This window comes from Agrobacterium sp. BT-220-3, assembly GCF_025910175.1.
GTDB lineage: Bacteria > Pseudomonadota > Alphaproteobacteria > Rhizobiales > Rhizobiaceae > Agrobacterium > Agrobacterium oryzihabitans.
On record NZ_JAPAIX010000002.1, the window covers coordinates 587,857 to 612,864 of the forward strand.

General features: G+C 59.3%; 27 protein-coding genes and 1 other RNA gene. 7 read left to right on the top strand and 21 right to left on the bottom strand.

Annotation, left to right across the window (positions count from 1 at the left end; genetic code table 11):
- Positions 1-4: 4 nt before the first annotated feature.
- From tolR to ruvC, 12 genes are all read right to left on the bottom strand, one after another.
- The gene (tolR, locus tag OK142_RS09235; RefSeq protein WP_003506238.1) at positions 5-466 is read right to left on the bottom strand and encodes a protein TolR; all 462 of its coding nucleotides are present in this window, start codon (positions 464-466) and stop codon (positions 5-7) included.
- Between the two features lie 59 nt (positions 467-525).
- A complete protein-coding gene (tolQ, locus tag OK142_RS09240; RefSeq protein WP_003497570.1) occupies positions 526-1,245 on the bottom strand; it encodes a protein TolQ in 720 nt (239 codons plus the stop codon).
- A 261-nt stretch (positions 1,246-1,506) separates the two neighbouring features.
- Positions 1,507-1,947 carry a tol-pal system-associated acyl-CoA thioesterase gene (gene ybgC / locus OK142_RS09245; protein WP_082185358.1) on the bottom strand — a complete coding sequence of 147 codons (441 nt, stop codon included), beginning with the start codon at positions 1,945-1,947 and terminating at the stop codon, positions 1,507-1,509.
- Complete coding sequence (locus OK142_RS09250; protein ID WP_498682319.1) at positions 1,944-2,480, bottom strand: NUDIX hydrolase; 537 nt, start codon at positions 2,478-2,480, stop codon at positions 1,944-1,946. Before OK142_RS09250 ends, ybgC begins: the two co-directional genes overlap by 4 nt.
- A complete protein-coding gene (locus tag OK142_RS09255) occupies positions 2,477-3,004 on the bottom strand; it encodes an NUDIX hydrolase (protein WP_035242886.1) in 528 nt (175 codons plus the stop codon). Before OK142_RS09255 ends, OK142_RS09250 begins: the two co-directional genes overlap by 4 nt.
- Entirely contained in the window at positions 3,001-3,582 is a 582-nt protein-coding gene (locus OK142_RS09260; RefSeq protein ID WP_082185356.1) for a DinB family protein, read from the bottom strand. The genes OK142_RS09255 and OK142_RS09260 overlap by 4 nt, the downstream gene beginning before the upstream one ends.
- A gap of 64 nt (positions 3,583-3,646) precedes the next feature.
- The gene (locus OK142_RS09265; RefSeq protein ID WP_313611061.1) at positions 3,647-4,558 is read right to left on the bottom strand and encodes a metallophosphoesterase; all 912 of its coding nucleotides are present in this window, start codon (positions 4,556-4,558) and stop codon (positions 3,647-3,649) included.
- Positions 4,559-5,599 (bottom strand): Holliday junction branch migration DNA helicase RuvB, encoded by a 1,041-nt coding sequence (gene ruvB / locus OK142_RS09270; protein ID WP_082185354.1) that lies wholly within the window; start codon positions 5,597-5,599, stop codon positions 4,559-4,561. It lies immediately after the preceding gene.
- On the bottom strand, positions 5,596-6,003 hold the full coding sequence (locus OK142_RS09275; protein ID WP_313607557.1) for a type II toxin-antitoxin system VapC family toxin: 408 nt from the start codon (positions 6,001-6,003) through the stop codon (positions 5,596-5,598). The genes ruvB and OK142_RS09275 overlap by 4 nt, the downstream gene beginning before the upstream one ends.
- On the bottom strand, positions 6,000-6,278 hold the full coding sequence (locus tag OK142_RS09280) for an AbrB/MazE/SpoVT family DNA-binding domain-containing protein (RefSeq protein ID WP_003497583.1): 279 nt from the start codon (positions 6,276-6,278) through the stop codon (positions 6,000-6,002). The genes OK142_RS09275 and OK142_RS09280 overlap by 4 nt, the downstream gene beginning before the upstream one ends.
- Positions 6,279-6,332: 54 nt before the next feature.
- The gene (gene ruvA, locus OK142_RS09285) at positions 6,333-6,950 is read right to left on the bottom strand and encodes a Holliday junction branch migration protein RuvA (RefSeq protein ID WP_137039194.1); all 618 of its coding nucleotides are present in this window, start codon (positions 6,948-6,950) and stop codon (positions 6,333-6,335) included.
- A gap of 31 nt (positions 6,951-6,981) precedes the next feature.
- The gene (gene ruvC / locus OK142_RS09290) at positions 6,982-7,494 is read right to left on the bottom strand and encodes a crossover junction endodeoxyribonuclease RuvC (protein WP_082185353.1); all 513 of its coding nucleotides are present in this window, start codon (positions 7,492-7,494) and stop codon (positions 6,982-6,984) included.
- Between the two features lie 248 nt (positions 7,495-7,742).
- Between ruvC and OK142_RS09295 the strand changes: the two genes are divergently transcribed.
- Positions 7,743-10,052: a methyl-accepting chemotaxis protein gene (locus OK142_RS09295; RefSeq protein WP_498682561.1), complete on the top strand. Its 2,310-nt coding sequence runs from the start codon at positions 7,743-7,745 to the stop codon at positions 10,050-10,052.
- Positions 10,053-10,184: 132 nt separating this feature from the next.
- A complete protein-coding gene (locus OK142_RS09300) occupies positions 10,185-11,186 on the top strand; it encodes an LLM class flavin-dependent oxidoreductase (protein ID WP_137039195.1) in 1,002 nt (333 codons plus the stop codon).
- A 57-nt stretch (positions 11,187-11,243) separates the two neighbouring features.
- On the opposite strand, the gene OK142_RS09305 is transcribed toward OK142_RS09300, so the two are convergent.
- The gene (locus OK142_RS09305) at positions 11,244-11,990 is read right to left on the bottom strand and encodes a YebC/PmpR family DNA-binding transcriptional regulator (RefSeq protein WP_003497595.1); all 747 of its coding nucleotides are present in this window, start codon (positions 11,988-11,990) and stop codon (positions 11,244-11,246) included.
- A 199-nt stretch (positions 11,991-12,189) separates the two neighbouring features.
- On the opposite strand from OK142_RS09305, the gene OK142_RS09310 reads away from it, so the two are divergent.
- Complete coding sequence (locus OK142_RS09310) at positions 12,190-12,693, top strand: pyridoxamine 5'-phosphate oxidase family protein (RefSeq protein WP_003497596.1); 504 nt, start codon at positions 12,190-12,192, stop codon at positions 12,691-12,693.
- A gap of 42 nt (positions 12,694-12,735) precedes the next feature.
- Here the strand turns inward: OK142_RS09310 and OK142_RS09315 are convergent, their stop codons facing one another.
- The 7 genes from OK142_RS09315 to OK142_RS09345 all read right to left on the bottom strand — a co-directional run bounded on the left by OK142_RS09315 (position 12,736) and on the right by OK142_RS09345 (position 17,616).
- Positions 12,736-13,590, bottom strand: coding sequence for an MBL fold metallo-hydrolase (locus OK142_RS09315; RefSeq protein WP_498682321.1), 855 nt, complete (start codon positions 13,588-13,590; stop codon positions 12,736-12,738).
- A gap of 124 nt (positions 13,591-13,714) precedes the next feature.
- Positions 13,715-14,539, bottom strand: a complete 825-nt coding sequence (locus OK142_RS09320) for a TIGR00282 family metallophosphoesterase (RefSeq protein ID WP_137039196.1) — start codon at positions 14,537-14,539, stop codon at positions 13,715-13,717.
- A gap of 72 nt (positions 14,540-14,611) precedes the next feature.
- Positions 14,612-15,226, bottom strand: a complete 615-nt coding sequence (locus OK142_RS09325; protein WP_498682323.1) for a 5-formyltetrahydrofolate cyclo-ligase — start codon at positions 15,224-15,226, stop codon at positions 14,612-14,614.
- On the bottom strand, positions 15,226-16,488 hold the full coding sequence (locus OK142_RS09330; protein WP_216333460.1) for a hemolysin family protein: 1,263 nt from the start codon (positions 16,486-16,488) through the stop codon (positions 15,226-15,228). Before OK142_RS09330 ends, OK142_RS09325 begins: the two co-directional genes overlap by 1 nt.
- A gap of 228 nt (positions 16,489-16,716) precedes the next feature.
- A non-coding RNA gene (ssrS, locus tag OK142_RS09335) (6S RNA) lies at positions 16,717-16,875 on the bottom strand.
- A 79-nt stretch (positions 16,876-16,954) separates the two neighbouring features.
- The gene (locus tag OK142_RS09340) at positions 16,955-17,332 is read right to left on the bottom strand and encodes a cell division protein ZapA (protein WP_035242892.1); all 378 of its coding nucleotides are present in this window, start codon (positions 17,330-17,332) and stop codon (positions 16,955-16,957) included.
- An 11-nt stretch (positions 17,333-17,343) separates the two neighbouring features.
- A complete protein-coding gene (locus OK142_RS09345; RefSeq protein WP_035222205.1) occupies positions 17,344-17,616 on the bottom strand; it encodes a DUF4164 domain-containing protein in 273 nt (90 codons plus the stop codon).
- Between the two features lie 325 nt (positions 17,617-17,941).
- Between OK142_RS09345 and tkt the strand changes: the two genes are divergently transcribed.
- Positions 17,942-19,924: a transketolase gene (gene tkt / locus OK142_RS09350; RefSeq protein ID WP_137039199.1), complete on the top strand. Its 1,983-nt coding sequence runs from the start codon at positions 17,942-17,944 to the stop codon at positions 19,922-19,924.
- A 63-nt stretch (positions 19,925-19,987) separates the two neighbouring features.
- Positions 19,988-20,998: a type I glyceraldehyde-3-phosphate dehydrogenase gene (gene gap / locus OK142_RS09355; protein WP_003511409.1), complete on the top strand. Its 1,011-nt coding sequence runs from the start codon at positions 19,988-19,990 to the stop codon at positions 20,996-20,998.
- 172 nt (positions 20,999-21,170) lie between these two features.
- Here gap and OK142_RS09360 read toward each other — a convergent pair whose 3' ends face one another.
- Positions 21,171-21,440: a hypothetical protein gene (locus OK142_RS09360; protein WP_035242896.1), complete on the bottom strand. Its 270-nt coding sequence runs from the start codon at positions 21,438-21,440 to the stop codon at positions 21,171-21,173.
- Positions 21,441-21,828: 388 nt separating this feature from the next.
- Between OK142_RS09360 and OK142_RS09365 the strand changes: the two genes are divergently transcribed.
- Complete coding sequence (locus OK142_RS09365) at positions 21,829-23,694, top strand: potassium/proton antiporter (RefSeq protein WP_498682327.1); 1,866 nt, start codon at positions 21,829-21,831, stop codon at positions 23,692-23,694.
- A gap of 67 nt (positions 23,695-23,761) precedes the next feature.
- Positions 23,762-24,964 (top strand): phosphoglycerate kinase, encoded by a 1,203-nt coding sequence (locus OK142_RS09370; RefSeq protein ID WP_498682330.1) that lies wholly within the window; start codon positions 23,762-23,764, stop codon positions 24,962-24,964.
- Positions 24,965-25,008: the final 44 nt, after the last annotated feature.

The window sequence follows — 25,008 nt, forward strand, 5'->3', positions numbered from 1 at the left end:
TACGTCAATTGTCCTGTTTCTGCTGGGTCACAAGGCCGATATTCTTGAAGCCCGCCGCCTGGATACGCGCCATCACATCAGCAACGACGCCGTATGCGGCAACGGAATCCGCGCGCACGAAGATACGTTCGTTATAACCAGTCGTGGCAATTGCCTGCAGCTTGTCGGCAACCTCAGCCGCCTGGATTTCCGTTTCCTGCAAATGGATCTGGCCATTGGCATTGACGGAGATCGTGATCGGCTGCGTGTCCGAATTCAGAGCATTGGCGGATGTCTGCGGCAGATCGATCGGCACGCCGACCGTCATCATAGGAGCTGCCACCATGAAGATGATGAGCAGCACGAGCATGACGTCGACCAGCGGCGTCACGTTGATCTCGCTGATCGCACCGCCTTTGCGCCGTCCGCCGCGCCCACCCCGGCGTCCACCGGAACCACCGCCGCTGCCACCTGCTGACATACCCATATCATTTACTCCATTTTGCCTTGCGGCAAATTACTGCACGGCATGTAATTTGGGGCCGCTTACTGGGCGGCCTGCCGTGTCTGAAGTTTTTCATCGATCTGGCGCGACAGGATCGCGGAGAACTCGTCGGCGAAACCTTCCATACGAGCGGAAAGCTTGTGCGCGTCGGCCGTGAACTTGTTGTAGGCAATAACCGCCGGAATAGCCGCAACAAGGCCGATAGCCGTTGCCAGAAGCGCTTCGGCGATACCCGGAGCCACGACCGCGAGGTTGGTGGACTTCGAACCGGCAATCGCCTGGAACGAGGTCATGATACCGACAACCGTACCGAAAAGACCGATAAAGGGACCGGCCGAACCGATGGTGGCGAGCGATCCGAGACGAGCCTCGTATTGTTCGCCTTCACGCGCGATCGTCACATCCATCGCCCGGTCGATACGCATCTGCAGACCGATGGGCGAACGCGCGCCGCGTTCGAAAGATTTCTTCCATTCCCGCATGGCGGAAACGAAAATTGCTGCCAGACCGCCATTCTGGCGTTCCGCCAGCGTGCGATAAAGCTCCTCGAGCGACTGGCCCGACCAGAAGACCTGTTCGAACTGGTCGAACTGGCGCTTTGCCTTGCCGAAGCTCACATATTTGTCAAAGACGATCGCCCACGTCCAGACCGAGGCGGCGATAAGTCCGATCATCACGAGCTTCACGATGAGGCCCGCCTGCATAAACAGTGCCCAGAGACTTACATCGTGCGTCGCCGCTGCCAAACCTGCCTGTTCCATAAATATCCAATCCCCGAATCCAAACGCCCGGTACGGGACCGGGCGATTCAAACGCGTGTTAACGCTCGAAGTCATGCGGCAACAGCCGATAACCCCTTTGCCATACCCCGATACTTGCCAGTAAGCCTTACTTGCCAATAAATTTGGTGAAAGGAAGGCGTGCGCCGCACAAATGCCAGTTGCTAAAGTAAGACACCATTATGGTTAAAGGAGTGTTACAACCGCGCCACGCTTGACGGATTTACTGGACCGGGCCGTCAATTACTTCAGGAATTTTTCCGCAACCGTCTCCGGAAGGCGCCTTGGCCGGCCACTGGCATTGATGACGGCGATGATGACCTTGGCGGCAACCAGCAGCGTTTCACCGCGCCGGATTTCCTGATTAAGCACCATTTTCGCACCGCCGGCCTTTTCGGTCACGGTGGTGATCGTCAACACATCATCCATCCGCGCCGGGGTCTTGAAATCGATCTCCATGCGATGAACGACGAAGACAAGACCCTCCTCGTCGGCGGTCAGAAGCGCGCTTTGTTCGCAGCCGAGGCAACGCAGGTAATCGGTGCGCCCGCGCTCAAGAAAATGCAGATACCTTGCGTGATAAACCAGGCCGGAAAAATCCGTGTCCTCATAATACACGCGTTGCGTCAGGCGGTGCCCATGTTCGATGAGTTCGCCTGAAAGCGAAACCAAAAGCTCGCTCATACTGTCTCCTTGGAAAGTTCGGCCGCACCTGAACGACCTTCACGGACGATAAGATGCTCGTGGCGCTGAGGCAGCGTCGCTACGCGCTCCGCAATGAAACGGGGCCTTAGATCATGCTCCAGCAGGGCGGAGGGTTGCGCAGGCAGCCAGCGGAACTCCACCTCGACGCCATCCAGCACCCGATGCACGATATCGCTTTCATGGAAGGGGAAAGGCTGGCGAAGCGAAACCAGATAATAAAACGCCAGCTCATGGGCGGCATATCCGTCATAGGCGAAAAAATTCTCGGCCGACCAGAGAAGACGCTCGACGGTGCAATCCCGGTCAAGCTCCTCGCCGATCTCGCGGATGATGGTTTGCTGCGAGCTTTCGCCGATTTCCGCTCGTCCACCCGGCAAGGCCCAATAGATGTCCTGCGTGCCGCGCTGGACGAGAACATGATCGTTCTGAAAAATCAGCGCGGCCACACGCATGCTGAAAAGCTGCGGTTTCCGGTCAAGCCGGATCATGTGACGGTCAGGGGCAGAAGTCATTTATCGTCCAGGTCGCCATCATACCAGACGAGATGTCTTGTGGTCTGCGGCAGGTGCTCTATTTCGTCGGCGATGAAATAGGGCGGAATATCGAGTTCCGTCAATGCCTGCCGGGTCGCGGCGACCCAGCGGAACTCCAGTTCGTTGTCACCATCCTGAACGCGGTGGATGATGTCCGTCGGATGAAAGGCGAATGTCTCCGGCAAATCCATCAGGTAATAGAAACCGAGTTCGTGCCAGTCCTTGCCCTCGTAATGGAAAAAATTCTCGACCGCCCATAAAAGCCGCCCGACCCTGGCCTCAACGCCAAGCTCTTCCACCATCTCGCGGGCCAGCGTTTCTTCGGAGCGTTCGCCCATTTCGGCGCGACCACCAGGAAATGTCCAGAATTTCTCATGCGATGCCCGGTGCACCAGCACGTGGCCATCACGAAACGCCAGCCCCGCAACGCGCATCTGGAAAATGCGCTTCGGCTTGAACTTCATGCGGATGCGGGTGTCCTGCGTCTTGCTATCGTGCGTCATTGTCTGGACCTGCGGGCTGGAAACATCAAATCGGTTTCCGTCCACCCTAGCGCATCCATCTCTTCTTTTCTTGCATTTGCGTCATCACCCACGATGAATTCATCCAGTTGCGGCGGCTTGATCGTGGCGCCGGACAACATGGCATGCGCCTGCCCGCGATGATGCGTCTGGTGCTGGAAGAGATGGGTGAGAATATCGTCGCAGCGATCCTGCTGGATGCGCGTGCCGCGATGGATATTGACGGTTGCGGCAAGGCCGTCTTCCTCTAGCCCGTCGACAAATGCGATCAGCACCTCGTCAAGTTCCGCCTGGGCGCGCCGCAACTCCGCCATGGTCTCCAAAGGCTCCTCTTTCGCAAAGGCGGCAAGCCCGAGCGTTCCGCCCTTGACGGCATCGATATAAAAACGATCGACGGTATAGATGTGGTTCAGCGTCGCCCGAATGGTGGGAAAAAAGCTGACCCGAGAGGCGACGAATTCCTCCTGCGAAAGCTGGAGACAGGCATGATGCAGCCGGAAATTGGCGAGCCGGTTGTTGCGTGCGAGTTTGCGAAAGACCCGTAGCGGATCGTAAGACATCGTGATCCTCCATAGACGCCGAAGGCCGGCGTCGTTCAATCGGTGAACTTTCGCGCCGTCTTCCTCAGGCCGATGCTCCAAGATCAACGACCACGATTTCCGGCGGAACGCCAAAGCGGACGGGCGCAATGGAGCAACCAAGGCCACCCGAGATAATCAGGTTGCGATCGTCCTCTACCACATGTCCGTAGGCATAACGATTGCCATAGCGCGACGGTACCACGGGCGAACGTCCAAAAAGCCGTATTTGTCCGCCATGGGTATGCCCGGACAACGTCAAGGCCACGCGGGGAGGCACCTTGGGAAAGACATCCGGTTCATGCGCAATAAGGATCACTGGCGCTTCGTCCGTCACCTGCGCGAGCGTGCCGTCGAGATCGTCCAGTCCGCGCATACTTCGGCGATCCCATTTTTTCCCCGGCAACAATGCAAGCTGGTCCTCCAGTCCGGCAATCCAGAAGCCTTGGCCATTCTTCTCCAGCCGCAAGACACGATTGGCGTAGACGGCAATGCCGACATCGGCAAGCGCCTTGTGACCGAACGTTTCACCGCCACCGGCCTTCTGTGCGGACCGGTCTTCCCACCAGTCATGATTACCCATGATCGCGTGAACACCGAGGGGTGCTTTCAATACCGCAAGAGCTTTCGACCAATCTTTTGAATGGACATAACTCGTCACGAGATTCATACCAGCGGCATAGTCACCGAGCAGCAGCATTACGTCGCCGTCGAGACTGTTGGCATGATTGCAAATCGTGGCAATCCGGGCGGCAGACATCCACGGCTCGCAGGCGTGAATATCGGCAAGCACCACCAACCGCAATTTGAGACGCGGCGGCCAGCCGGGCGGCGTCAGCGCATAACGGGTCACGTTAAGCCGTACAAGCGGTTCAAAGCCGAAAGCATAAGAACCGAGCGCCATGGCGCCAACAAACCCTCCCCCAAGGACCTTCAGAAAGGCGCGGCGAGAAATCAATCAATCTTCCTCCAGCGTCAGCCGGAACTGCGCCGCCTCGAGATCCTTCGGCGGCTGCATGCCCAGGTGCTTCCAGGCCGTGCCGGTCAGAATGCGGCCGCGTGGCGTGCGCTGGATGAAACCCTGCTGGATCATATAGGGTTCGATAATGTCCTCAATCGCGTCACGCGGCTCCGACAGGCCGGCGGCGATGGTTTCTATCCCGACCGGACCACCGCCGAAATTGACCGCGATCATAGTCAGATAGCGCATGTCCAGCTGGTCGAGACCCATTTTGTCGACCAGCAGCCGCGTCAAAGCCTCATCGGCGATCTCGCGCGTGACGGCTTCGGCCCGCGCCACCTCGGCGAAATCGCGCACACGGCGCAAAAGCCGTCCGGCGATACGCGGCGTGCCGCGTGCGCGCCGTGCCACCTCGCGCGCGCCCTCGTCGGTCATGTTGAGCCCCATCAGCCGCGCGCCGCGCCGGACGATGAGCTCCAGCTCATCGACAGTGTAGAAGGCCAGCCGGACGGGAATTCCGAAACGGTCGCGCAGCGGCGTCGTCAACAGGCCAAGACGCGTGGTCGCAGCAACGAGGGTGAATTTGGAGAGATCGATCTTCACCGAGCGGGCCGCCGGCCCCTCACCGATGATGAGATCAAGCTGGAAATCCTCCATCGCCGGGTAGAGAATTTCCTCCACCGCCGGGTTGAGACGGTGGATTTCATCGATGAAGAGGACGTCGCGCTCTTCGAGATTGGTAAGGAGTGCCGCGAGATCGCCCGCCTTGGCGATGACCGGTCCTGAGGTGGACTTGAAGTTGACGCCGAGCTCCTTTGCCATGATCTGGGCCAGCGTGGTCTTGCCGAGACCGGGCGGCCCCACGAACAGCACATGGTCGAGCGCCTCGCCACGGTTCTTGGCCGCCTCGATAAACACCTTGAGATTGGCGCGCGCCTCCGCCTGGCCGGTGAAATCGTCCAGCGACTGCGGACGCATGGTGGTGTCGACATCTTCACCGCGCTTTTCGGGGGTGATCAGCCTTGCCGCATCGCTCATGTCAGAAGTTCCATTCCGGGCAGCTTGCGAGCAGCTTTTTTGTCAAACGTATATGTCGCCACGCAGCCATTGACCCTGTTGCTTTCCGATACAATCGCGTCGGAAAAATCCGCATTTGTATTCCGGCATATGTCGATGGCATTGCCAATCGCCTCATAGTCCGGAATTTCCAGTTCCCGCCGCTCGAGCATAAGCTGGAAAAACTCCAGAACAGCGCTTTTGGGATAACCGTAAAACTGACCAAGAACCCACGCCGTCTCCAAAATCACAGCAAGGTTTACAAGCAGGGTTTCACCATCCTCAAGCCGTGCAAGAAGACGCTTCACCGTTTCTTTTTGTTCAGCATCGTCATCTACCACGATACGCAGCAGAATATTCGTGTCTATTCCGAAACGGCTGGTCATTCCTCTTCCGTCTTACCCGTGGAACGCTTGTATCGCGCAACGGCTCCCTCACCAATCGCATCATTCATCTGCTCGACGGTAAGTTTTTTGCCATTCGGAGGTTTACCGAGAATTCCAGCCAGATCGGCAAGAGATTTATTGCGAGGGATAACGATCATTTCCCCGTTACGAACCCAGGCGTAACATTTGTCGCCAGGCTTGATTTTCAATTGTTCGCGCACGTTCTTAGGAACTGTCATTTGCCCTTTGGAGGTGATTGTCACCTGAAAGCCCATGCTGCTGTCCTTTCTTACTTTTCACCTATCGTAAGGAATCTAGCATTAAGCGCATCAACGTGAAAGCTCCTTCAGGCCGAGACGGATGAGCTTGGCGCTGTCGCCACCCTCCCCGCCATTCTTCAGCGCGGCGGCAACCGCATTGGCGGCCTGGTCGCGTGAATAGCCGAGATTGGTGAGTGCGGAAACGGCATCGGCCACCGGCGCAGAAGCGACGCCTTCGCCAAGTTCCTGCTTGAGACCGATTGACGAGGAAGCCTCCCCGGCGAAGGCCGGTGCCTTGTTGCGAAGCTCGGTGACGATACGCACCGCCACTTTCGGCCCCACGCCCGGCGCACGCGCGATCGATACCTTGTCCTGCAGTGCTATCGCATTGGCGAGCTCGGAGGGCGACAGGGTTGACAGCATTGCCAGCGCCACTTTCGAACCCACACCCTGCACGCTCTGCAGCAGATTGAACCATTCCCGCTCAAGCGCCGACAAAAAGCCGAAGAGCTTAAGCTGGTCCTCACGCACATAGGTTTCGATGAAGAGCACCACCGCTTCTCCGGCGGAGCCGATTTTCGAAAGCGTGCGCGCCGAGCAATAGGCGACGTAACAAACGCCGTGCACATCCACCAGCACGTAATCCGCACCGATTTCTTCGATGCTGCCTTTAAGTTTTCCGATCATGATGCCGCCCGCTCAATGAGACTTCAAATATTCAACCAGCCGCCAAAAGCCGCGCCATTCTGTCGCCACCGCGATTATGGGCGTGGCAGATGGCGATTGCGAGCGCGTCCGCCGCATCGTTACCCTTGAATTCGGCCTTCGGCATCAGGATTTTCAGCATCATGTGAATTTGCTGCTTTTCGCCGTGCCCGACGCCGATGACGGCTTTCTTGACCGCATTCGGCGCATATTCGAAAACAGGCAATCCTGCCCGCGCCGGAACCAGCATGGCGATGCCGCGGGCCTGGCCGAGTTTCAGCGTGGCGACCGCGTCCTTGTTGACAAAGGTCTGCTCCACCGCTGCCTCGTCGGGCTGATGGCTGTGCACGATATCGGCCAGCCCGTCATGCAGCTGGCACAGGCGGGAGGCGAGATCCATATCGCCATCCGATGTCACCGTGCCGGAGGCGACAAATCGAAGGTTGTTGCCGAGGGTTTCGATGACACCCCAACCGGTGCGCCGCAATCCGGGGTCGATACCGATGATTCGAATCGTCTTTTGCATGAGTTACCTTATCTTTCCGGCTGCGACCCTGCCAGCGATAAGTGAACAAAACGACAACATTCATCAAATTTGCGGTGCAGCATTTACCTCTGCTTAAACCGCGTACCGCATTGTTCCCGCACAAAATCAAAAAAGGGGAGCTGCGGGCATGATGATCCGCAGCATAATATTCAAGCCATATCAGCCATCCGGTGGCGCCATTCATGCGTGGCGTGGGAACTGATCCGGCATTGGGGGCTGCAACGGCCATGCTGAACCGTTTTCATTCCATATCCACCAAAGTGCTGGTGATTTTCCTTGCGCTGATGGCGATCTCGACCGGGGCTCTGACACTTCTTGGCTATCAAAGCAGCAGCGGCGTTCTCGAAGAGCAGGCGTCGAAATCCATGGAGAGCATTCTCGTCTTCCGTGGAGACATGCTTCAGGAACGTCTTGAACAGCTGAAGACACAGGCGGATTCCATCGCCAAGATCGAATCCCTGCAAATGGCAGTCGTTTCCATGCGCAGCGGCTGGGGCACCGTCCAGAAGAGCTCCGGCGACGCCAAGGCGGAGCTGCAGCGCGTCTTCGTCAAGGAGAACCCCTTCACCGACAGGGAAAAGCTGATCAAGCCCGAAAATCCGAGCGGCTTTTATTATTCTACCCACGAGAAAACCCAGACGGATATCGGCGGTTATCTGCAGGGAACGCCCTTCAGCGATGTTCTCTTTATCGATCCAGCCGGCACGGTCTATTACTCCTATCTGAAAGGACCGGCCTTCGGGGAAACCGTCACGGGCGGCGCCTGGGCGGAAAGTGGACTTGGCGCTGCATTTACCCGCGGAGCTGCCAACGCCGAAAAAGCCGTGAACGACGTGGCGCAGACGAGTTTCTCCGGTCTGCGGATCGACGCAGCAACGAACGAGGCCGGCATTTATTATGGCATTCCGGTTGTCAAATTCGGCGCGTTCAAGGGCATCCTCCTCTTCCGGGTCAAGCAGGAGGTCTTCAGCCAGATACTCGCGAAAGGCGTCGCCGCCGGTAGTTCAGAGCAATCCGCAATCATCTCTGCCGATGGCAAGGTGATCGGCGTGGAAGGCGACAGGCTCATCAGCCTCGATCCGGCAATCTACGGCTTCCATGGACAGGCATCGAATGCGGCCGGCATGACGATTGCCAAGATCGACCGCCCGGATGGCGAGGCCAATGCCTATGCCCGCCCCTTCTCGTTTGCCGGAGAACAATATCTCGCCGTCGAAAGCATGTTGCGCAGCGAGTTGAATGCGGGCTCCATCTCGATTGCCGGCACGCTAGCCGTGATCGGCCTTGGCGTTCTGGCTGCCATGTGCGCGGCGACAGCCTTTTTCGCGCGGCGCCTGTTCGCACCGCTGGAAAAGCTTGCCGGGCTGACCGGCGAAGTGGCGGCTGGCAGGCTGGATGCCGAGATCGGCAATCAGAACCGCAACGACGAGATTGGCCGCATGGCGCAGGCACTCGGCAGTTTCCGCGAAAAGCTCATCCTGCAGCGGGAGATGGAGGAGACCGCATCGCGCACGCGGGAGGAAGCCGAAACGGCGCGACGCGCGCATCTTGCGGAGCGCGAAGCCGAGGCCGGCACGCTGCAAATGGTCGTGCGGTCTCTGGATGAGGGTCTGGACCGGCTGGCGAACGGCAATCTCGCCTATCGCATAGACACAGCCTTCCCGGAGGATCTCGAAAGCCTGCGCCATAATTTCAATACGGCGCTCGCCCGGCTCAGCGAAACGATGCAGGCAATCGGCGGCAATTCCGCCGCCGTTCGCGGTGGCTCGGAAGAAATGCGGGTGGGAGCGGACCAGCTGGCGGAACGCACGGAACGTCAGGCTGCCTCCATCACCGAGACGGCAAGCGCCATCAAGGCAATCACCGAAGCAGTCCGCGACCAGATCGACCGCGCCGAACAGGCGACAAGGATCGCCCACGACGCCAGCACCGAGGCGACGGCCTCGAGCCGCGTGATGGAACAGACCATCGCCGCCATGGAGGCGATCCAGACCTCGTCGCGCCAGATCAACCAGATCATCGGCGTCATCGACGAAATCGCCTTCCAAACGAACCTGCTTGCCTTGAATGCGGGTGTCGAGGCCGCCCGTGCGGGCGACGCCGGCAGGGGCTTTGCCGTCGTGGCGCAGGAGGTGCGCGAACTGGCGCAGCGCTCGGCCGCGGCCGCAAAAGAAATCACCAGCCTGCTGAAGCGCTCGACCGACGAGGTTTCCGCTGGCGTGGTGCTGGTCGAAAAGGCGGGCACTTCGCTGACCGGCATCGGCAAGCACGTGCAGACCATCAGCTCCCGCATCGAGGAGATCATGGAATCCACCCGCGATGAGGCGCACACGCTTGCGGAAATCAACAGTACCGTCACCAGCCTCGATACCATGACCCAGCAGAACGCCGCCATGGTGGAGGAAACGACGGCCGCCATCCACAATCTCGCCTCCGAAGCGGGCGAAATGGATGGCAGGCTCGGACAATTCGTGCTGGCGCCTGAGGCGCGCGCGGGGGAGTACCGTGAAACCCGGCAATTCCGGCGGGCGGGCTGAGAAAGTGAAACGGGGCCTCTTCGGAGGCCCCAATTTTTTTGAACCATGCATCAATTCTGTGCGACTTCACTGGTAAATCGGGACACGCGCCTTACATCCGCAACAAAGATTATATTTCTGCAGGAGCGTCGGATGATCCCCTTTTCCATTCTCGACCTTTCGCCCATTGGCGAAGGCGAGAGCGTCAGTGAGGCGCTTGAAAATTCCCGCCGCATGGCGATCAAGGCTGAAGACCATGGCTATAACCGCATCTGGCTGGCGGAACATCATGGCATGCCGGGCATTGCCAGCGCCGCAACCTCGCTCGTCATCGCCCATGTGGGTGCGGCGACGAAACATATCCGGGTCGGCTCGGGCGGCATCATGCTGCCCAACCATTCCCCGCTTGTCATTGCCGAGCAGTTCGGCACGCTTGCGGCACTGCTGCCGGGTCGTGTCGATCTCGGTCTTGGCCGCGCGCCGGGAACCGACATGCGAACGGCAAGGGCGCTGCGACGCAACCTGGACGCCGGTGCGGAAAACTTTCCGCAGGATATTATCGAACTGCAGCGTTACCTCGGTCCGCCGCAGCAGGATCAGGCGATCCTGGCCGTGCCCGGCATGAATTCGAATGTGCCTCTCTGGCTGCTCGGCTCCAGCACCTACAGCGCGCATCTGGCGGCAGCGCTCGGCCTGCCCTATTCCTTCGCCTCGCATTTTGCCCCCGATATGCTGATGGAGGCGATCCATATCTATCGTGAGCGTTTCCAGCCCTCCGAGGTGCTCGACAAGCCCTATGTGATGGTGGGAGTGATGGGCGTCGGTGCCGAAACGGACGAAGAGGCGCAACACCTGTTCACCTCGTCGCAGCAGCAATTCGTCAATCTGCGCCGTAATGTTCGCACCCCGTTCCCGAAGCCGGTGCACAGCATGGACGGTTACTGGAATGAAATGGAGCGTTTCTCGGTGGAACATACGTTGCGTTTCGCGGCCGTCGGCTCGCCTGAAACGATCAGCCGCCATCTCGACGGCTTCCTCGCCGAAACCCAGGCGGACGAACTGATCGTCTCCATGCCGATCCACGACATTGAAAAGCGACTGCGTTCCGTGGAGATTTTCGCCGATGTGCGGACCTCCATAAGGAAAGCCGCCTGAAGGAAAAAAGCCCCGGAGCGACGACGCTGCCGGGGCTTTTTTGAAAGATCGGAAACTTCAGGCGGAAAGCTTGGCGAGAATTTCTTCGGAAACCTCGAAGTTGGAATAGACGCTCTGCACATCGTCATCGTCTTCGAGATTGTCGATGAGCTTCATTAGCGACTGCGCCTTTTCTTCATCCACCGGCACCGTGTTCTGTGGCTTCCAGATGGCCTTGACGCTTTCGGCCTCGCCAAGCACGCCTTCCAGCGCCTTGGAAACCTCGTTCATCGCTTCGAAACCGCAGATGATGGTGTGGCCGTCTTCGGAGGATTCGACATCGTCAGCGCCCGCTTCGATGGCCGCTTCCATGACCTTGTCGGCATCGCCCACTTCCGCCTTGTAGGTGATTTCGCCAACGCGGTCGAAGGAAAAGGAGACGGAGCCGGTTTCGCCGAGTGCGCCACCAGCCTTGGTGAAGATGGAGCGTACGTTGGAGGCGGTGCGGTTACGGTTGTCGGTCAGGGCCTCGACGACGACGGCGACGCCACCCGGGCCGTAACCCTCATAACGGACCTCATCGTAGTTTTCACTGTCAGCACCGGAAGCTTTCTTGATCGCGCGCTCGATATTGTCCTTCGGCATGGACTGGGCCTTGGCGTTCTGGATCGCCAGACGCAGGCGCGCGTTCATGTTCGGGTCGGGCATGCCCGCCTTTGCCGCAACGGTGATTTCACGCGCAAGCTTGGAAAACATTTTGGACCGTACGGAGTCCTGCTTGCCCTTGCGGTGCATGATGTTCTTGAACTGTGAATGACCAGCCATGGAAAACCTGATTGTCTTAATTTGGAGATTGCGGGCCTTATAAGTGCGATGGGCCCTTCGTTCAAGCCCGCAAGCGCTTTCTCTTGCCCGCAAGAATATAAGGAACTGATTTATCCGCTTTTCGTTTTGACAATGAACGCGGAAGAGCCGGACATTTTTACCCTCCCGGTCGCCGCAGCAAACCCGAAGGAGGAAACACATGGTCAGCCTGACTGAAGCAAGAGAAGCCCCTGCCCGCCAGCTGTGGGACGAGGTCAATTCGGTCCATGCCGGCATGCTTGGCCTCGAGGGTCTGCATAATCACATGCAGCCAATGGCACCGCACGCCGACCCCAAGACAAATACGATCTGGTTTTTCTCCAAGAAAGACACCGATCTGGTCAAAACGCTGAAGCCGGGTTCGCGGGCGCACTTCTGCCTCGTCGGCAAGGACCATGACTATCACGCCTGCCTTTCGGGTGTGCTTGAAGCGCGTGACGACAAGGCAAAGATTGAGGAATACTGGAACTCCGTTACCGCCGCCTGGTACGAACACGGAAAGTCCGATCCGCAATTGACGATGCTGGCGCTTCACGTCGACGACGCGGAAATCTGGGCCTCGACCGACAGCACGCTTAAATTCGGCTGGGAAATCGCCAAGGCCAATATGTCCGACGAAAAGACGCCGGATGTCGGTGTGCGTCAGCATCTCGCCTTCGCCTGACAAACGGGCTCCCCCCCGGCCTTCCTCTCGCCGGTCGCTGTACTACATGCCTTTCGGCACCAGTATCTGCGGCTGGCGGGGGAGGTTTCTCATCGAGACCCGGATGATTGAATCGTTTGCATAGGCGATCTTGAAACTTTCTCCGAACATCGTCAGAAACTGCTCCAGCGGCGCGCCGGTGCGGTGCATCGGCAAGATCAGCGCGGAACGCAGGCGCTTGACCACGCGGCTCATGCTGTCGGCGCCCATCGTCAACCCGCCATCCACCGGCACCATCAGCACGTCCAGACGGCCAATTTCGGCATAATGCGTATCCGTCAGCTCATGATGCAGATGACCGAGATGACCGATACACAGCCCTGCGACCTCGAAGATGAAAATGGAATTGCCGTTTTCCTGAAACGACTCGTAATCACCCCAGCGGTTGCGGATGTCGGTCGCGACATTGCGGATATAGACATCGCCCACCAGAACCTTGTGTTCGGCCTTTTCCCCCGGCGTATCGCTCCAGCCGTGCAGCACATATTGAATGGCCGGGTCCGGACTAAGCGTGAAATGCGTTGAGTGCGCCCGGTTCATCGTCACGACAGTCGGCGTGACGGGCGGACGATAAACGCCGTTGTAATCGGTGGCGATCGTCACGCCGCCGGGGCTTTCGATGAGATAGGTGGAATGGCCGATGAAGCTGATCTTCACCTCTTCCCTCGCCGTCGCCTGCGCCAGCTGGACACTTGGCCGATTAAAGGGCGGTTCGAAGCTGGCGAACATGACGCCGGGAATGTTGCGGGCGATCGCCTGGCACTGGCTGACCGGAGGGCGGCTTTCCGTTTGGGCAAGGGCCGCTCCCGCACAGGTGAGCAGACCCGTTATTGCAAGCATAAGCACACGCAGCATCATGCCACTCCCCTGAACTTGCGAAGGTTGAGAGGATGAGACAGGTTTTGCCGGGCGTCCAGTTTCAAGAACGGGGGAGACGCTCACAATCTCGTCATTATGAACGTCTCACGGACAAGCGAAAAGCTTACGCCCAGAAGGATGGAAGGGTTTCGGCAAGTCTCGGGCCAATGCGCAGCGGTGCGATCTTTTCCGCAAGGCCGGTGCGGTCCGAAATCTCGACGCCCACGCCGCAGATCGTCGCAGGCCCACTGGCCGCCTCGAAACGGCCCTTCGGCATCTTGGAAATGAAGCGGTTGATCGGCTCTTCCTTCTCCATGCCAAGCGAACTGTCATAATCGCCGCACATGCCGGCATCCGACATATAGGCGGTTCCGCCGTTCAATATCTGCGCGTCGGCGGTCGGAACATGGGTATGAGTGCCGACAACGAAGCTTGCGCGCCCATCGACGAAATGGCCGAAACACTGTTTTTCGCTGGTCGCCTCGGCATGGAAGTCGAAGATGATGGCGTCGGCCTGCTCTTTCAGCGGGCAGGCGGCGAGAATGGTCTCCGCCGACTTGAAGGGATCGTCCAGTTCAGGATGCATGAACACGCGGCCCATGATGTTGGCGACGAGCACGCGCGCGCCGTTGCGGGCGTAAAAGATGCCCGAGCCCTTGCCCGGCGTACCATCGGGATAATTGGCGGGCCGCAGGAACTGATCGTGGCGCTCGCAGAAGGAAACCGCCTCCTTCTGATCCCAGACGTGGTTGCCTGTCGTCACCACGTCGGCGCCGGCATTGATGGTCTCGAGGTAGATATCCTCGGTGATGCCGAAACCGCCGGCGGCGTTTTCACCGTTGACGATAACAAAATCAAGCTTCAGATCGGAAATCAGCCCCGGCAACCTGTCCCAGACAGCCGTGCGTCCGGTCTTGCCAACCATATCTCCGAGAAAAAGAAGCCTCATTCACCCGCCCCGATCTTGCGCATGTTCCTAGATTTCGTCCCCTCTAACGGGTAATCCGTTTTTTAAAAAGTGCTAAAGCACCTTTTTCCCACCTGGCAGCAACGGCTGCGCGGAAAACCAGCGCAGGCCGCTCTCCGTCAGAACGGCATGAAGCGGCACATCATGCGGCTCCGCCGGCACCGACGGCACTTCCTGACAATCGAATGCGACGCCGATGAGAATGGGAACCCGACCCTTGCCGTGCAATCTTGCAATCGCGCGGTCATAGTGACCCGCGCCATAGCCGATACGCTGACCGTGCCCGTCGAAGACGGAAAGAGGAACCAGCAGAATATCCGGATCGAGAACCTGCGCATCCTCCCCCGGTCCGGTCGTACCGAAGCCGGTCCTCACCAGCGGCGCATCCACCTCGAAGGCACGAAAGATGATGGTTTCACGGTCCAGCACAACGGGGAGAACGAGACGCGCGCCCCGTGTCCGCAGCGCTTCCATCAGCGGCCGGATATCGGCCTCCGAGCGGATCGGCATGAAACCGGAAACAACCGCGCCCGGCGTGAGCGGAATGACGGATGCGCCACGTTCCGTCATCGCCCGGCTTTTCTGCTGCCGCTCGGCTTGTGCCAGCGCGTCGCGCGCGGCGAGCCTTTCGCCGCGCAGTCTCGCTTTTTCGGCGATGTCGCCAGACATCAGGCGGCCCGGCTCACAAGCACCTTGTCAATGCGGTGCCCGTCGAGATCGATAACCTCGAAACGCCAGCCGTTGCGGGTGATGTGTTCGCCCAGTTCCGGCAGGCGGCGGAATTCGTCCAGAACCAGACCGGCAACGGTTTCGAACTCCGCATCCTCGTCGATCTGGAAGCCCATGCGATAAGCGAACTCATCGGCAGGCATCCAGCCGGCGACGAGGAACGAACCGTCCTCGCGCTCGACCATGGCAGGCTCTTCGTCATTATCCTCCTGGAAGGCACCAGTGATGGCCTCCAGAACGTCGCCGGAACTGACGATACCTTCGAAGTGACCGTATTCGTCATAGACCAGCACCATATGCACCGTGGAACGGCGCAGCGACTGGATGACGTCCACGGCGCTCGTCAGATCCGAGACCACGGGAACTTCACGCAGAAGCTCGCGGACATTCAGTTCCTTTCCGGATGCCAGCGCATCGAAAGCGTCCTTGGCGAAAAGCACGCCGAGAATTTCATCGGACGCGCCGTTGCGCACGGGCAGACGCGAACGCTGTGTCTCGCGAAGCTGAACGCGGATTTCTTCCGCGGTGTCTTCGATATCGACCACTTCCACATCGCGGCGCGGCGTCATCAGGCCGCGCGCATTGCGGTCGGCGAGGCGCATGACGCTGGTGATCATCGCCGATTCCTCGGTTTCGATCACGCCGGCACTATGGGCTTCTGCCAGAACCGTGCGAATTTCGTCGTCGGTGACGGACGCGTTGGACTCGCCGCTATGGCCGAGAAGGGCAAGAACCGTCTTGCCGGATTTGTCGAGCAGCCACACCAGCGGTGCGCCGACCCTCGAAAGCAGCATCATGGTGGGCGCGACGCGGGCCGCAACCTTTTCCGGATCGCGCAGCGCGATCTGCTTGGGCACAAGCTCGCCGACGATCAGCGACAGATAGGTGATGGCGACGACCACCGAGCCGACGCCAAGCGCATCGGCGGCGCGGTCGGGAATGCCCTGCTCCAGAAGCCATGCGGTGAAACGGGCGCCGAGTGTAGCGCCGGAGAAAGCACCGGAGAGAACACCGACCAGCGTGATGCCGATCTGCACCGTTGAAAGGAAGCGTCCGGGATTTTCGGAAAGGCTGAGCGCCATCGTGGCGCCCTTGCTGCCTTGCGCGGCAAGCACCTTGAGCCTCGCCGGTCTGGAGGAGACAACGGCAAGCTCGGACATGGCAAGCACACCGTTCAATACGGTGAGCAGGACCACGATCATAATTTCAGTAAACAAGTTTAGCTCTTTGGGCTGTTGAACGGCACGTCGCGGTTTTGGCCGCAGCGCCCTTTATTTAAAAGGGCATGACAGACATACCAATCGGGATAATAGGGAATTGTTCCGCCAATGCAATGATGACGGGATAAAAAAGCCGCGCCCGGCAGCAATGAAAATGACTGTCGACTATATAAGGGTCAGAGGAAGAACCGGGGTGACCCGGAACTTCAAGCGCGATCCACGGCGACCGATGGAGATTTACGATCCTGGGTGCCTACAAAAGTAGGTGGGCACCGTGTGTCCAGCCCCACGGGACTGGCCAGGGACAGCTCCCTTTGGATCGAGTATGGCCCCAGGGATTGTGGTTCCTGTCGGGAAGCGCAGAACGCCTTACAGATATAGGACGTATCGAACCAAACCACCAGAGGGCGAGAAGCGAAATTTTGCCGGCGTAGAGCTTCTCGGGCGATCAATGTGCTGCGGGCTTCGGCCGCGCCAGCAATTTTTCGGTAATGCCGTTCAGGCGGTCGGCAAGATCGCCAATGGCAACCGCCACCATCTCGTCCGATTTCGCCTTGTGCTCGGCCATGCCGTCGCGGTTTCGCGACAGGGAGGTGACCTCCCCTTCCAGCTTCTCGAGCTTGCGATTGATCTCGGAAAGCTCGTCCATCACCATGATGCCAGCCATGACGGTGAGGCGCAGATCGCCGATTTCGCCGAACTGGCTCTTGAGGTGCCCGACGTAACGATCGAAGCGGGTGGCAAGATCGGTCAGATGGTCTTCCTGTCCCGCCTCGCACGCCATGCGATAGGCCTTGCCGTCGATCATAACAGTGACTTGCGCCATGAAACCGCTCCCTATCGATCCAGCACCGCGCGGATCGTCTCCATCGCTGTCACCAGACGGCGGGAAACCTCGCGGTTGACTTCCTCAAGACGGTTGGCGCGAAACTCGGCCTGATCCAGCTCGTGCGCGAGCCTGGCGCGGTCGACATGGACCCGCTTGACCTCGTTATCGATCTCGCCCGTCTCCCTTTGCCGTTCGATACGCATATCGATGGCATTTTCGAGATTTGTGATGGCAGCACTCAGCTCCGTCAGCGCAGATTGTACGGTCTTCTCAGCCGACATCGTTTTTTCCAACTTGCAAGCAACCGGCCGAATCGTCCGGTTTCAGGCCTTTTCAACAATCACGAGGTTATTACCCGATTTATCATCCAGTCAATCAAACCAGTGCATTGAGGCGTTTTGCTCTGTGGATGAACGAAGACGACCCGGCGCCTCTCGCACGGATTTTGTCGCGATGCCCGATTTTCTAAACGATTTTTTCTCCCCGACAGAACCGCAAACGCCCGTGGATTTATTGACTTGCCTGCCTCACCTGCTATGGATCAACCCGCTTTTTGGATAGTTGCGTAAAACTATCTCCTTTCACCCGGAAACAGACGGAAAAGCCATGATTTCTCGCGACAAACACAACCGGATGGCCAATGCGATCCGCTTTCTTGCCATGGATGCAGTGGAGAAGGCCAATTCCGGCCATCCCGGTCTGCCGATGGGCGCAGCTGATGTCGCCACCGTTCTCTTCACCCGTTACCTGAAATTCGATCCCAAGGCTCCGCTCTGGGCGGATCGCGACCGCTTCGTGCTGTCGGCAGGCCATGGTTCGATGCTTCTTTACTCGCTGCTCTATTTGACGGGCTACGAGGACATGACGATCGACGAGATCAAGCGTTTCCGTCAGTTCGGTTCCAAGACCGCCGGCCATCCCGAATATGGCCATGCGACCGGCATCGAAACGACGACCGGCCCGCTCGGCCAGGGCATCGCCAACGCCGTCGGCATGGCAATTGCCGAGCGCAAGCTGGAAGAGGAATTCGGCTCCGACCTGCAGAGCCACTTCACCTATGTGCTGTGCGGCGACGGCTGCCTCATGGAAGGCATCAGCCACGAAGCCATCGCGCTTGCCGGCCACCTGAAGCTCAACAAGCTCGTTCTGTTCTGGGATGACAACAACATCACCATCGACGGTGAAGTCGGCCTTTCCGACAGCACCGACCAGATCGCCCGCTTCCAGGCCGTTCACTGGAACACCATCCGCGTCGACGGCCATGATCCGGACGCGATTGCAGCCGCCATCGAAGCCGCGCAGAAATCCGACCGCCCGACCTTCATCGCCTGCAAGACCGTGATCGGTTTCGGCGCACCCAACAAGCAGGGCACCCACAAGGTTCACGGCAACCCGCTCGGCGCTGAAGAAATCGCCGCTGCCCGCAAGAGCCTCAACTGGGAAGCCGAAGCTTTCGTCATTCCGGAAGACGTGCTCGATGCATGGCGCCTCGCCGGCCTGCGCTCCACCAAGACCCGCCAGGACTGGGAAGCCCGCCTCGAAGCGACCGAAGCCGGCAAGAAGGCCGAGTTCAAGCGCCGCTTTGCCGGTGACCTGCCCGGCAACTTCGACAGCTCCATCGATGCCTTCAAGAAGAAGATCATCGAGAACAATCCGACCGTCGCCACCCGCAAGGCCTCGGAAGACGCGCTTGAAGTCATCAACGGCATCCTGCCTGAAATGGTTGGCGGTTCGGCCGACCTGACGCCGTCCAACAACACCAAGACCAGCCAGATGAAGTCCATCACGCCGACGGATTTCTCCGGCCGTTACCTGCATTACGGCATCCGCGAGCACGGCATGGCGGCAGCGATGAACGGCATTGCGCTCCATGGCGGCCTCATCCCCTATGCCGGCGGCTTCCTGATCTTCTCGGACTATTGCCGTCCGTCGATCCGCCTTGCTGCACTCATGGGCATCCGCGTCGTTCACGTCCTGACGCATGATTCCATCGGCGTTGGCGAAGACGGCCCGACCCACCAGCCGGTGGAGCAGATCGCAGCGCTGCGCGCCATTCCGAACCTTCTCCTCTTCCGCCCGGCGGATGAAACCGAAACGGCGGAATGCTGGCAGCTGGCGCTTGAGCAGAAGCATCGCCCGTCTGCGCTGGCGCTCACCCGTCAGAACCTTGCGCCCTCGCGCAAGGAATATGAAGAGAAGAACCTTTCCGCTTACGGCGCTTACGAACTCGTATCGGCAAGCGATGCCAAGGTTTCGATCTTCGCATCCGGTTCTGAAGTCGAAGTCGCCCTCAAGGCCGCAGCGACACTGAAGGACAAGGGCGTTTCCGCCCGCGTCGTTTCCGTTCCCTGCTTCGAACTCTTCAAGGAACAGCCGGAAACCTACCGCAACGCCATCATCGGCAAGGCTCCGGTCAAGATCGCGGTTGAAGCCGCCATCCGCCAGGGCTGGGATTATTTCATCGGCTCGGACGGCGCATTCGTCGGCATGCATTCCTTCGGTGCATCCGCACCGGCGAAGGATCTCTTCAAGCACTTCGGCATCACGGCGGAAGCCGTTGTCGCCGCAGTCGAGGCAAAACTTGCGTGAGGGCTTCCCAAGCCCTCACATTTCCGCAAAGACCAAGCACATATCTTGATCGGGAGACTGTAAATGACTGTAAAAGTTGCCATTAACGGCTTCGGCCGCATCGGCCGCAATGTTCTGCGCGCCATCGTTGAATCCGGCCGCACCGATATCGAAGTCGTTGCCATCAACGACCTCGGCCCGGTTGAAACCAACGCCCACCTGCTGCGTTACGATTCCATCCACGGCAAGTTCCCGGCTGACGTCAAGGTCGAAGGCGACACGATCATCGTTGGCGGCGGCAAGCCGATCAAGGTGACGGCCGTTCGCGATCCGGCAACGCTGCCGCACAAGGAACTCGGCGTCGACATCGCGCTCGAATGCACGGGTATCTTCACAGCCCGCGACAAGGCCGCAGCACATCTGACGGCCGGCGCAAAGCGCGTCATCGTGTCTGCTCCGGCTGACGGCGCTGACCTCACGGTCGTCTTCGGCGTCAATGACGACCAGCTGACGAAGGACCATCTGGTCATTTCCAACGCGTCCTGCACCACCAACTGCCTCGTGCCGGTGGTGAAGGTTCTCGATGACGTCGTTGGCATCGATCATGGTTTCATGACCACGATCCACTCCTACACGGGCGACCAGCCGACGCTGGACACCATGCACAAGGATCTGTACCGCGCCCGCGCCGCAGCCCTGTCCATGATCCCGACCTCGACGGGTGCAGCCAAGGCCGTTGGCCTCGTTCTGCCGCACCTCAAGGGCAAGCTGGACGGCACGTCGATCCGCGTTCCGACCCCGAACGTTTCGGTTGTCGACTTCAAGTTCATCGCCAAGCGCGACACGACGGTTGAGGAAGTCAACGAAGCGATCAAGTCCGCTTCCAACGGAAAGCTGAAGGGCATTCTCGGCTACACCGAAGAGCCGCTCGTCTCCCGCGACTTCAACCATGACAGCCATTCCTCGATCTTCGCGATCGACCAGACGAAGGTCATGGAAGGCAAGTTCGTGCGCGTCCTGTCCTGGTACGACAACGAGTGGGGCTTCTCCAACCGTATGTCGGACACGGCCGTCGCATTCGCGAAGACCATCTAAGACACCACTTCCACAAAGAAACCGGCAGGAGCGATCCTGCCGGTTTTTGTTTGCCTGAAAAATGCCGGCGGGAATGGGGAATCCCGCCGGCATCGATCCAGAAGCAAGGCGGGGCGCTTCGGACCGAAACAATCACCGGAGGCGAGAGGGCCAGCCGTCCGGCATCGACCCCTCACTTTCTGTTATTGATAATGATCGGGTCCCGCGAGCCGGCATTGCTCCAGATCGTATCGAACGTCTGTTGTCTTAATTCGCTTTGCTGCATGGAAAGCTTCATCATGCAGTCGGCAAAATCCCGCGAACCTTCCGGGTAACCAAACGACCGGCAGCGCTCGCGTTGCGCACCCATGTTTGCAGCCGTCTGTTCCGTGCTGGAGCAACCCGAAACAATCGAGCCTGCCGCCAGTACCATTATAAATGCAGTAATAGATTTCCGTTTCATCCGATCGCTCCGGTAATGATGAAAAGCAATTCGGACGAGAGAACTAACGCAGCTGCATTGTCTCTATGTTACGTCGAGACACCGGCAGGCAAATTGTTTCCGCGCAGCATCCACAGCGCTGCGTGCCTTGAACGTTTTCGCCCGCGCGCCGAAAAAATTCCCATTTCCTGCCTTCGTCTGGTCCACTTTGAAACGGACAAGGGAAACAGGGATAACGGTCGTGCGCAATGCACTTCGGCCCTGCCGTATCATTCGATACACCCCGCCTTGCGTCGCCTTTCAACGCCAGCCGAAACAGCGCTGACAGACCGCAACCCGTGGCGCATTGACTGCACACGCGCAGAGCATTCATTGCAGCGGTCAACGCGGTTTGAATGAGGCGGTGAACGTGGAATCATTTTATCTTCTGTTGCTGGTCGCAACTGTTCTGGTTCTCGTCGCCGCGTTTTCGAGCCTTATCGCCTTCCGATTCGGCGCACCTCTCCTGTTACTCTTCCTGATGATCGGCCTTGCGGCGGGTGTGGATGGCCTCGGCATCGAATTCACCAACAATCCGCTGGCCTATATGCTCGGCTCGCTCGTGCTTGCCGTCATTCTTTTCGATTCCGGTTTCGGCACGTCGATACAATCCTTCCGGCTTTCGGCAGCACCCGCCGTCGCTCTCGCGACAGTCGGCGTCATTCTCACATCCGTCTTTTTCGCCGGCGCGGCCGCCCTGCTGCTCGGGCTCTCCTGGCTGGAGGGCCTGTTGCTTGGCGCCATCGTCGCCTCCACGGATGCGGCCGCCGTTTTCTTCCTGCTGCGCATCGGCGGCATTCATATCCGCGATCAGGTGCGCTCCACGCTGGAAGTCGAATCCGGCACCAATGATCCAATGGCGATCTTCCTCACCATCGCCCTGGTCGAAATCATTGCCAAGGGCCAGGGGCTGGCCGGTATAGACAGCGGCTTTCTGCTGCTTTTCTTCGAGCAGATGGGCCTTGGCGTCATTTTCGGCCTGCTTGGCGGCGTCATGATCGCGACTGTCGTCAACCGCTTCGCCGCCGACCGCGGGCTGGCACCGATCTTCGTGCTGGCGCTGGCGCTGCTCGTCTTCTCCTTCACCGGCACCATTGGCGGCAGCGGTTTTCTGGCGGTCTATGTGGCGGGCATTGTTGCCGGCAACCGCCGTATTTTCGCCAAGGAAACCATCCGCCGTTTCCATGAAGGGCTGACCTGGCTTGCCCAGATCATCATGTTCCTCATGCTCGGCCTTCTCGCCACACCGTCGCAATTTCCGGCGATCGCCATCCCCGCCGTCCTGCTGGCGCTGTTTCTGATCTTCGTCGCCCGTCCGCTTGCGGTGTGGCTGAGCCTGATGCCCTTCAACTATACCCAGCAGGAAACATCCTTCGTGGCCTGGGTCGGTCTGCGCGGCGCAGTATCGATCCTTCTTGCCATCATGCCCATTCTCGGCGGGCTCAACGATGCGCAGGTCTATTTCAACGCCGCCTTCATCATCGTGCTGGTGTCGCTTCTGCTCCAGGGCTGGACGATCAAACCAGTGGCCACAAGGCTGGGGTTGATCGTGCCGCCGCGCATGGGCGATGTCGACAAGCTGGAAGTGGACCTTCCCGGCACCGCCAATCATGAGTTGATTTCCTATCGCGTCGCCAAAGGCAGCGCCATCATGCAGGGCGAGCGCATTCCGCGCTGGGCGATGCCCTCTCTGGTCGTGCGCGACGGCAAATCGATCCGCTACCAATATGCCGGGCGGCTGCGTGAAAACGATCTCGTCTATCTTTTCATCGCACCCGGTTATTCCCGCCTGATCGACCGGCTGTTCGCCAGCGCCCTGCCCGTCGCCGATGACGATGCGGATTTCTTCGGCATTTTCGCGATCTCACCCGCACGCCCTGCCAAGGACCTTGATGCAGCCTACGGCCCGGGCCTCATTTCGCCCGCCGAACAGGCGATGAGCATTGCGGAACTCATCGAGGCGCGGCTCTCCGGAAAGGCGGATTATGCCGATCGGGTGCGCCTCGGTTCCATCGTTCTGATCGTTCGGGCGCTGGACGAACATGAGGCGATCACCGGTATCGGCATTTCGCTTGAACCGGTCGAGCCGGCCACCAGCCTGCCGATCTTTATAAGCCTTTCGGAGATTCTCAGCCGCGTGCGGCGGTATCTGGCGCAGCGGCGTCAGTCACGCTCCGGTGATGGCAACGAGGGCATTTCCGCGCCTCCGTCCGAGGTGAGAGAAAATGAGGCGTGACCGGCTTGCGTCGGCAATCAGGCATAGTATGGTCCGTCCCGAACTCGCAACAAATCAGGATCGACCTATGCCCGCTTTCAAGACCATCGACGACCTTAACGACATTGCCGGAAAGCGCGTTCTCGTCCGCGTTGATCTCAACGTGCCGGTTGTGGATGGCAAGGTGACGGACGCGACCCGTATTGAACGGGTTGCGCCGACCATTCTCGAACTCTCCGGAAAAGGCGCGAAAGTCATCCTGCTTGCCCATTTCGGCCGCCCGAAGGGTGAACCCGTCGCCGACATGTCGCTTTCCCAGATCGTAGCTACCGTTGAGGAAGTTTTGGATCACCCTGTGTCTTTCGCAGTCGATAGCATCGGCGCGCCGGCAGCGGACGCAGTCGCGAAAATGAACGATGGCGATATCCTTCTTCTGGAAAACACCCGCTTTCACAAGGGCGAGGAAAAGAACGATCCGGCATTTGTCGAGGCTCTGGCAGCCAACGGCGATATCTATGTGAACGACGCCTTCTCCGCAGCCCACCGCGCCCACGCTTCGACAGAAGGTCTGGCGCGTCACCTGCCCGCTTATGCCGGCCGCACCATGCAGGCCGAGCTTGAGGCGCTGGAAAAGGGCCTCGGCCAGCCGGTCCGTCCGGTCGTCGCCATCGTCGGCGGCGCGAAGGTTTCGAGCAAGATCGATCTCCTGATGAACCTCGTCAAGAAGGTCGATGCCCTCGTCATCGGCGGCGGCATGGCTAACACCTTCCTTGCCGCACGCGGCGCACAAGTCGGCAAATCCCTCTGCGAACACGATCTGGCCGAAACCGCAAAACAGATCATGATCGAAGCGGCCACATCCGGCTGCGCCATCGTTCTGCCGGAAGACGGCGTGGTCGCCCGCGAATTCAAGGCCGGTGCGGCGAACGAAACCGTCGATATCAACGCCATTCCCGCCGATGCCATGGTTCTCGATGTCGGCCCGAAATCGGTCGAGAGCATCAAGGCCTGGATTTCCCGCGCGGAAACGCTGGTCTGGAACGGGCCACTCGGCGCCTTCGAAATCGAACCCTTCGATGCCGCAACAGTGGCTGCGGCAAAACATGCCGCCGAATGCACGAAAGCGGGCAAGCTCGTCTCCGTCGCCGGTGGTGGCGACACGGTCGCGGCACTGAACCACGCCGGCGTCTCCGACGATTTCACCTATATCTCGACGGCAGGCGGCGCCTTCCTCGAATGGATGGAAGGCAAGGAATTGCCGGGCGTTGCCATCCTGACCGCTGCCAAGTAAACTTATCCTACTTGCCTGACACGAGGCCGGACAAGCAATGCTTG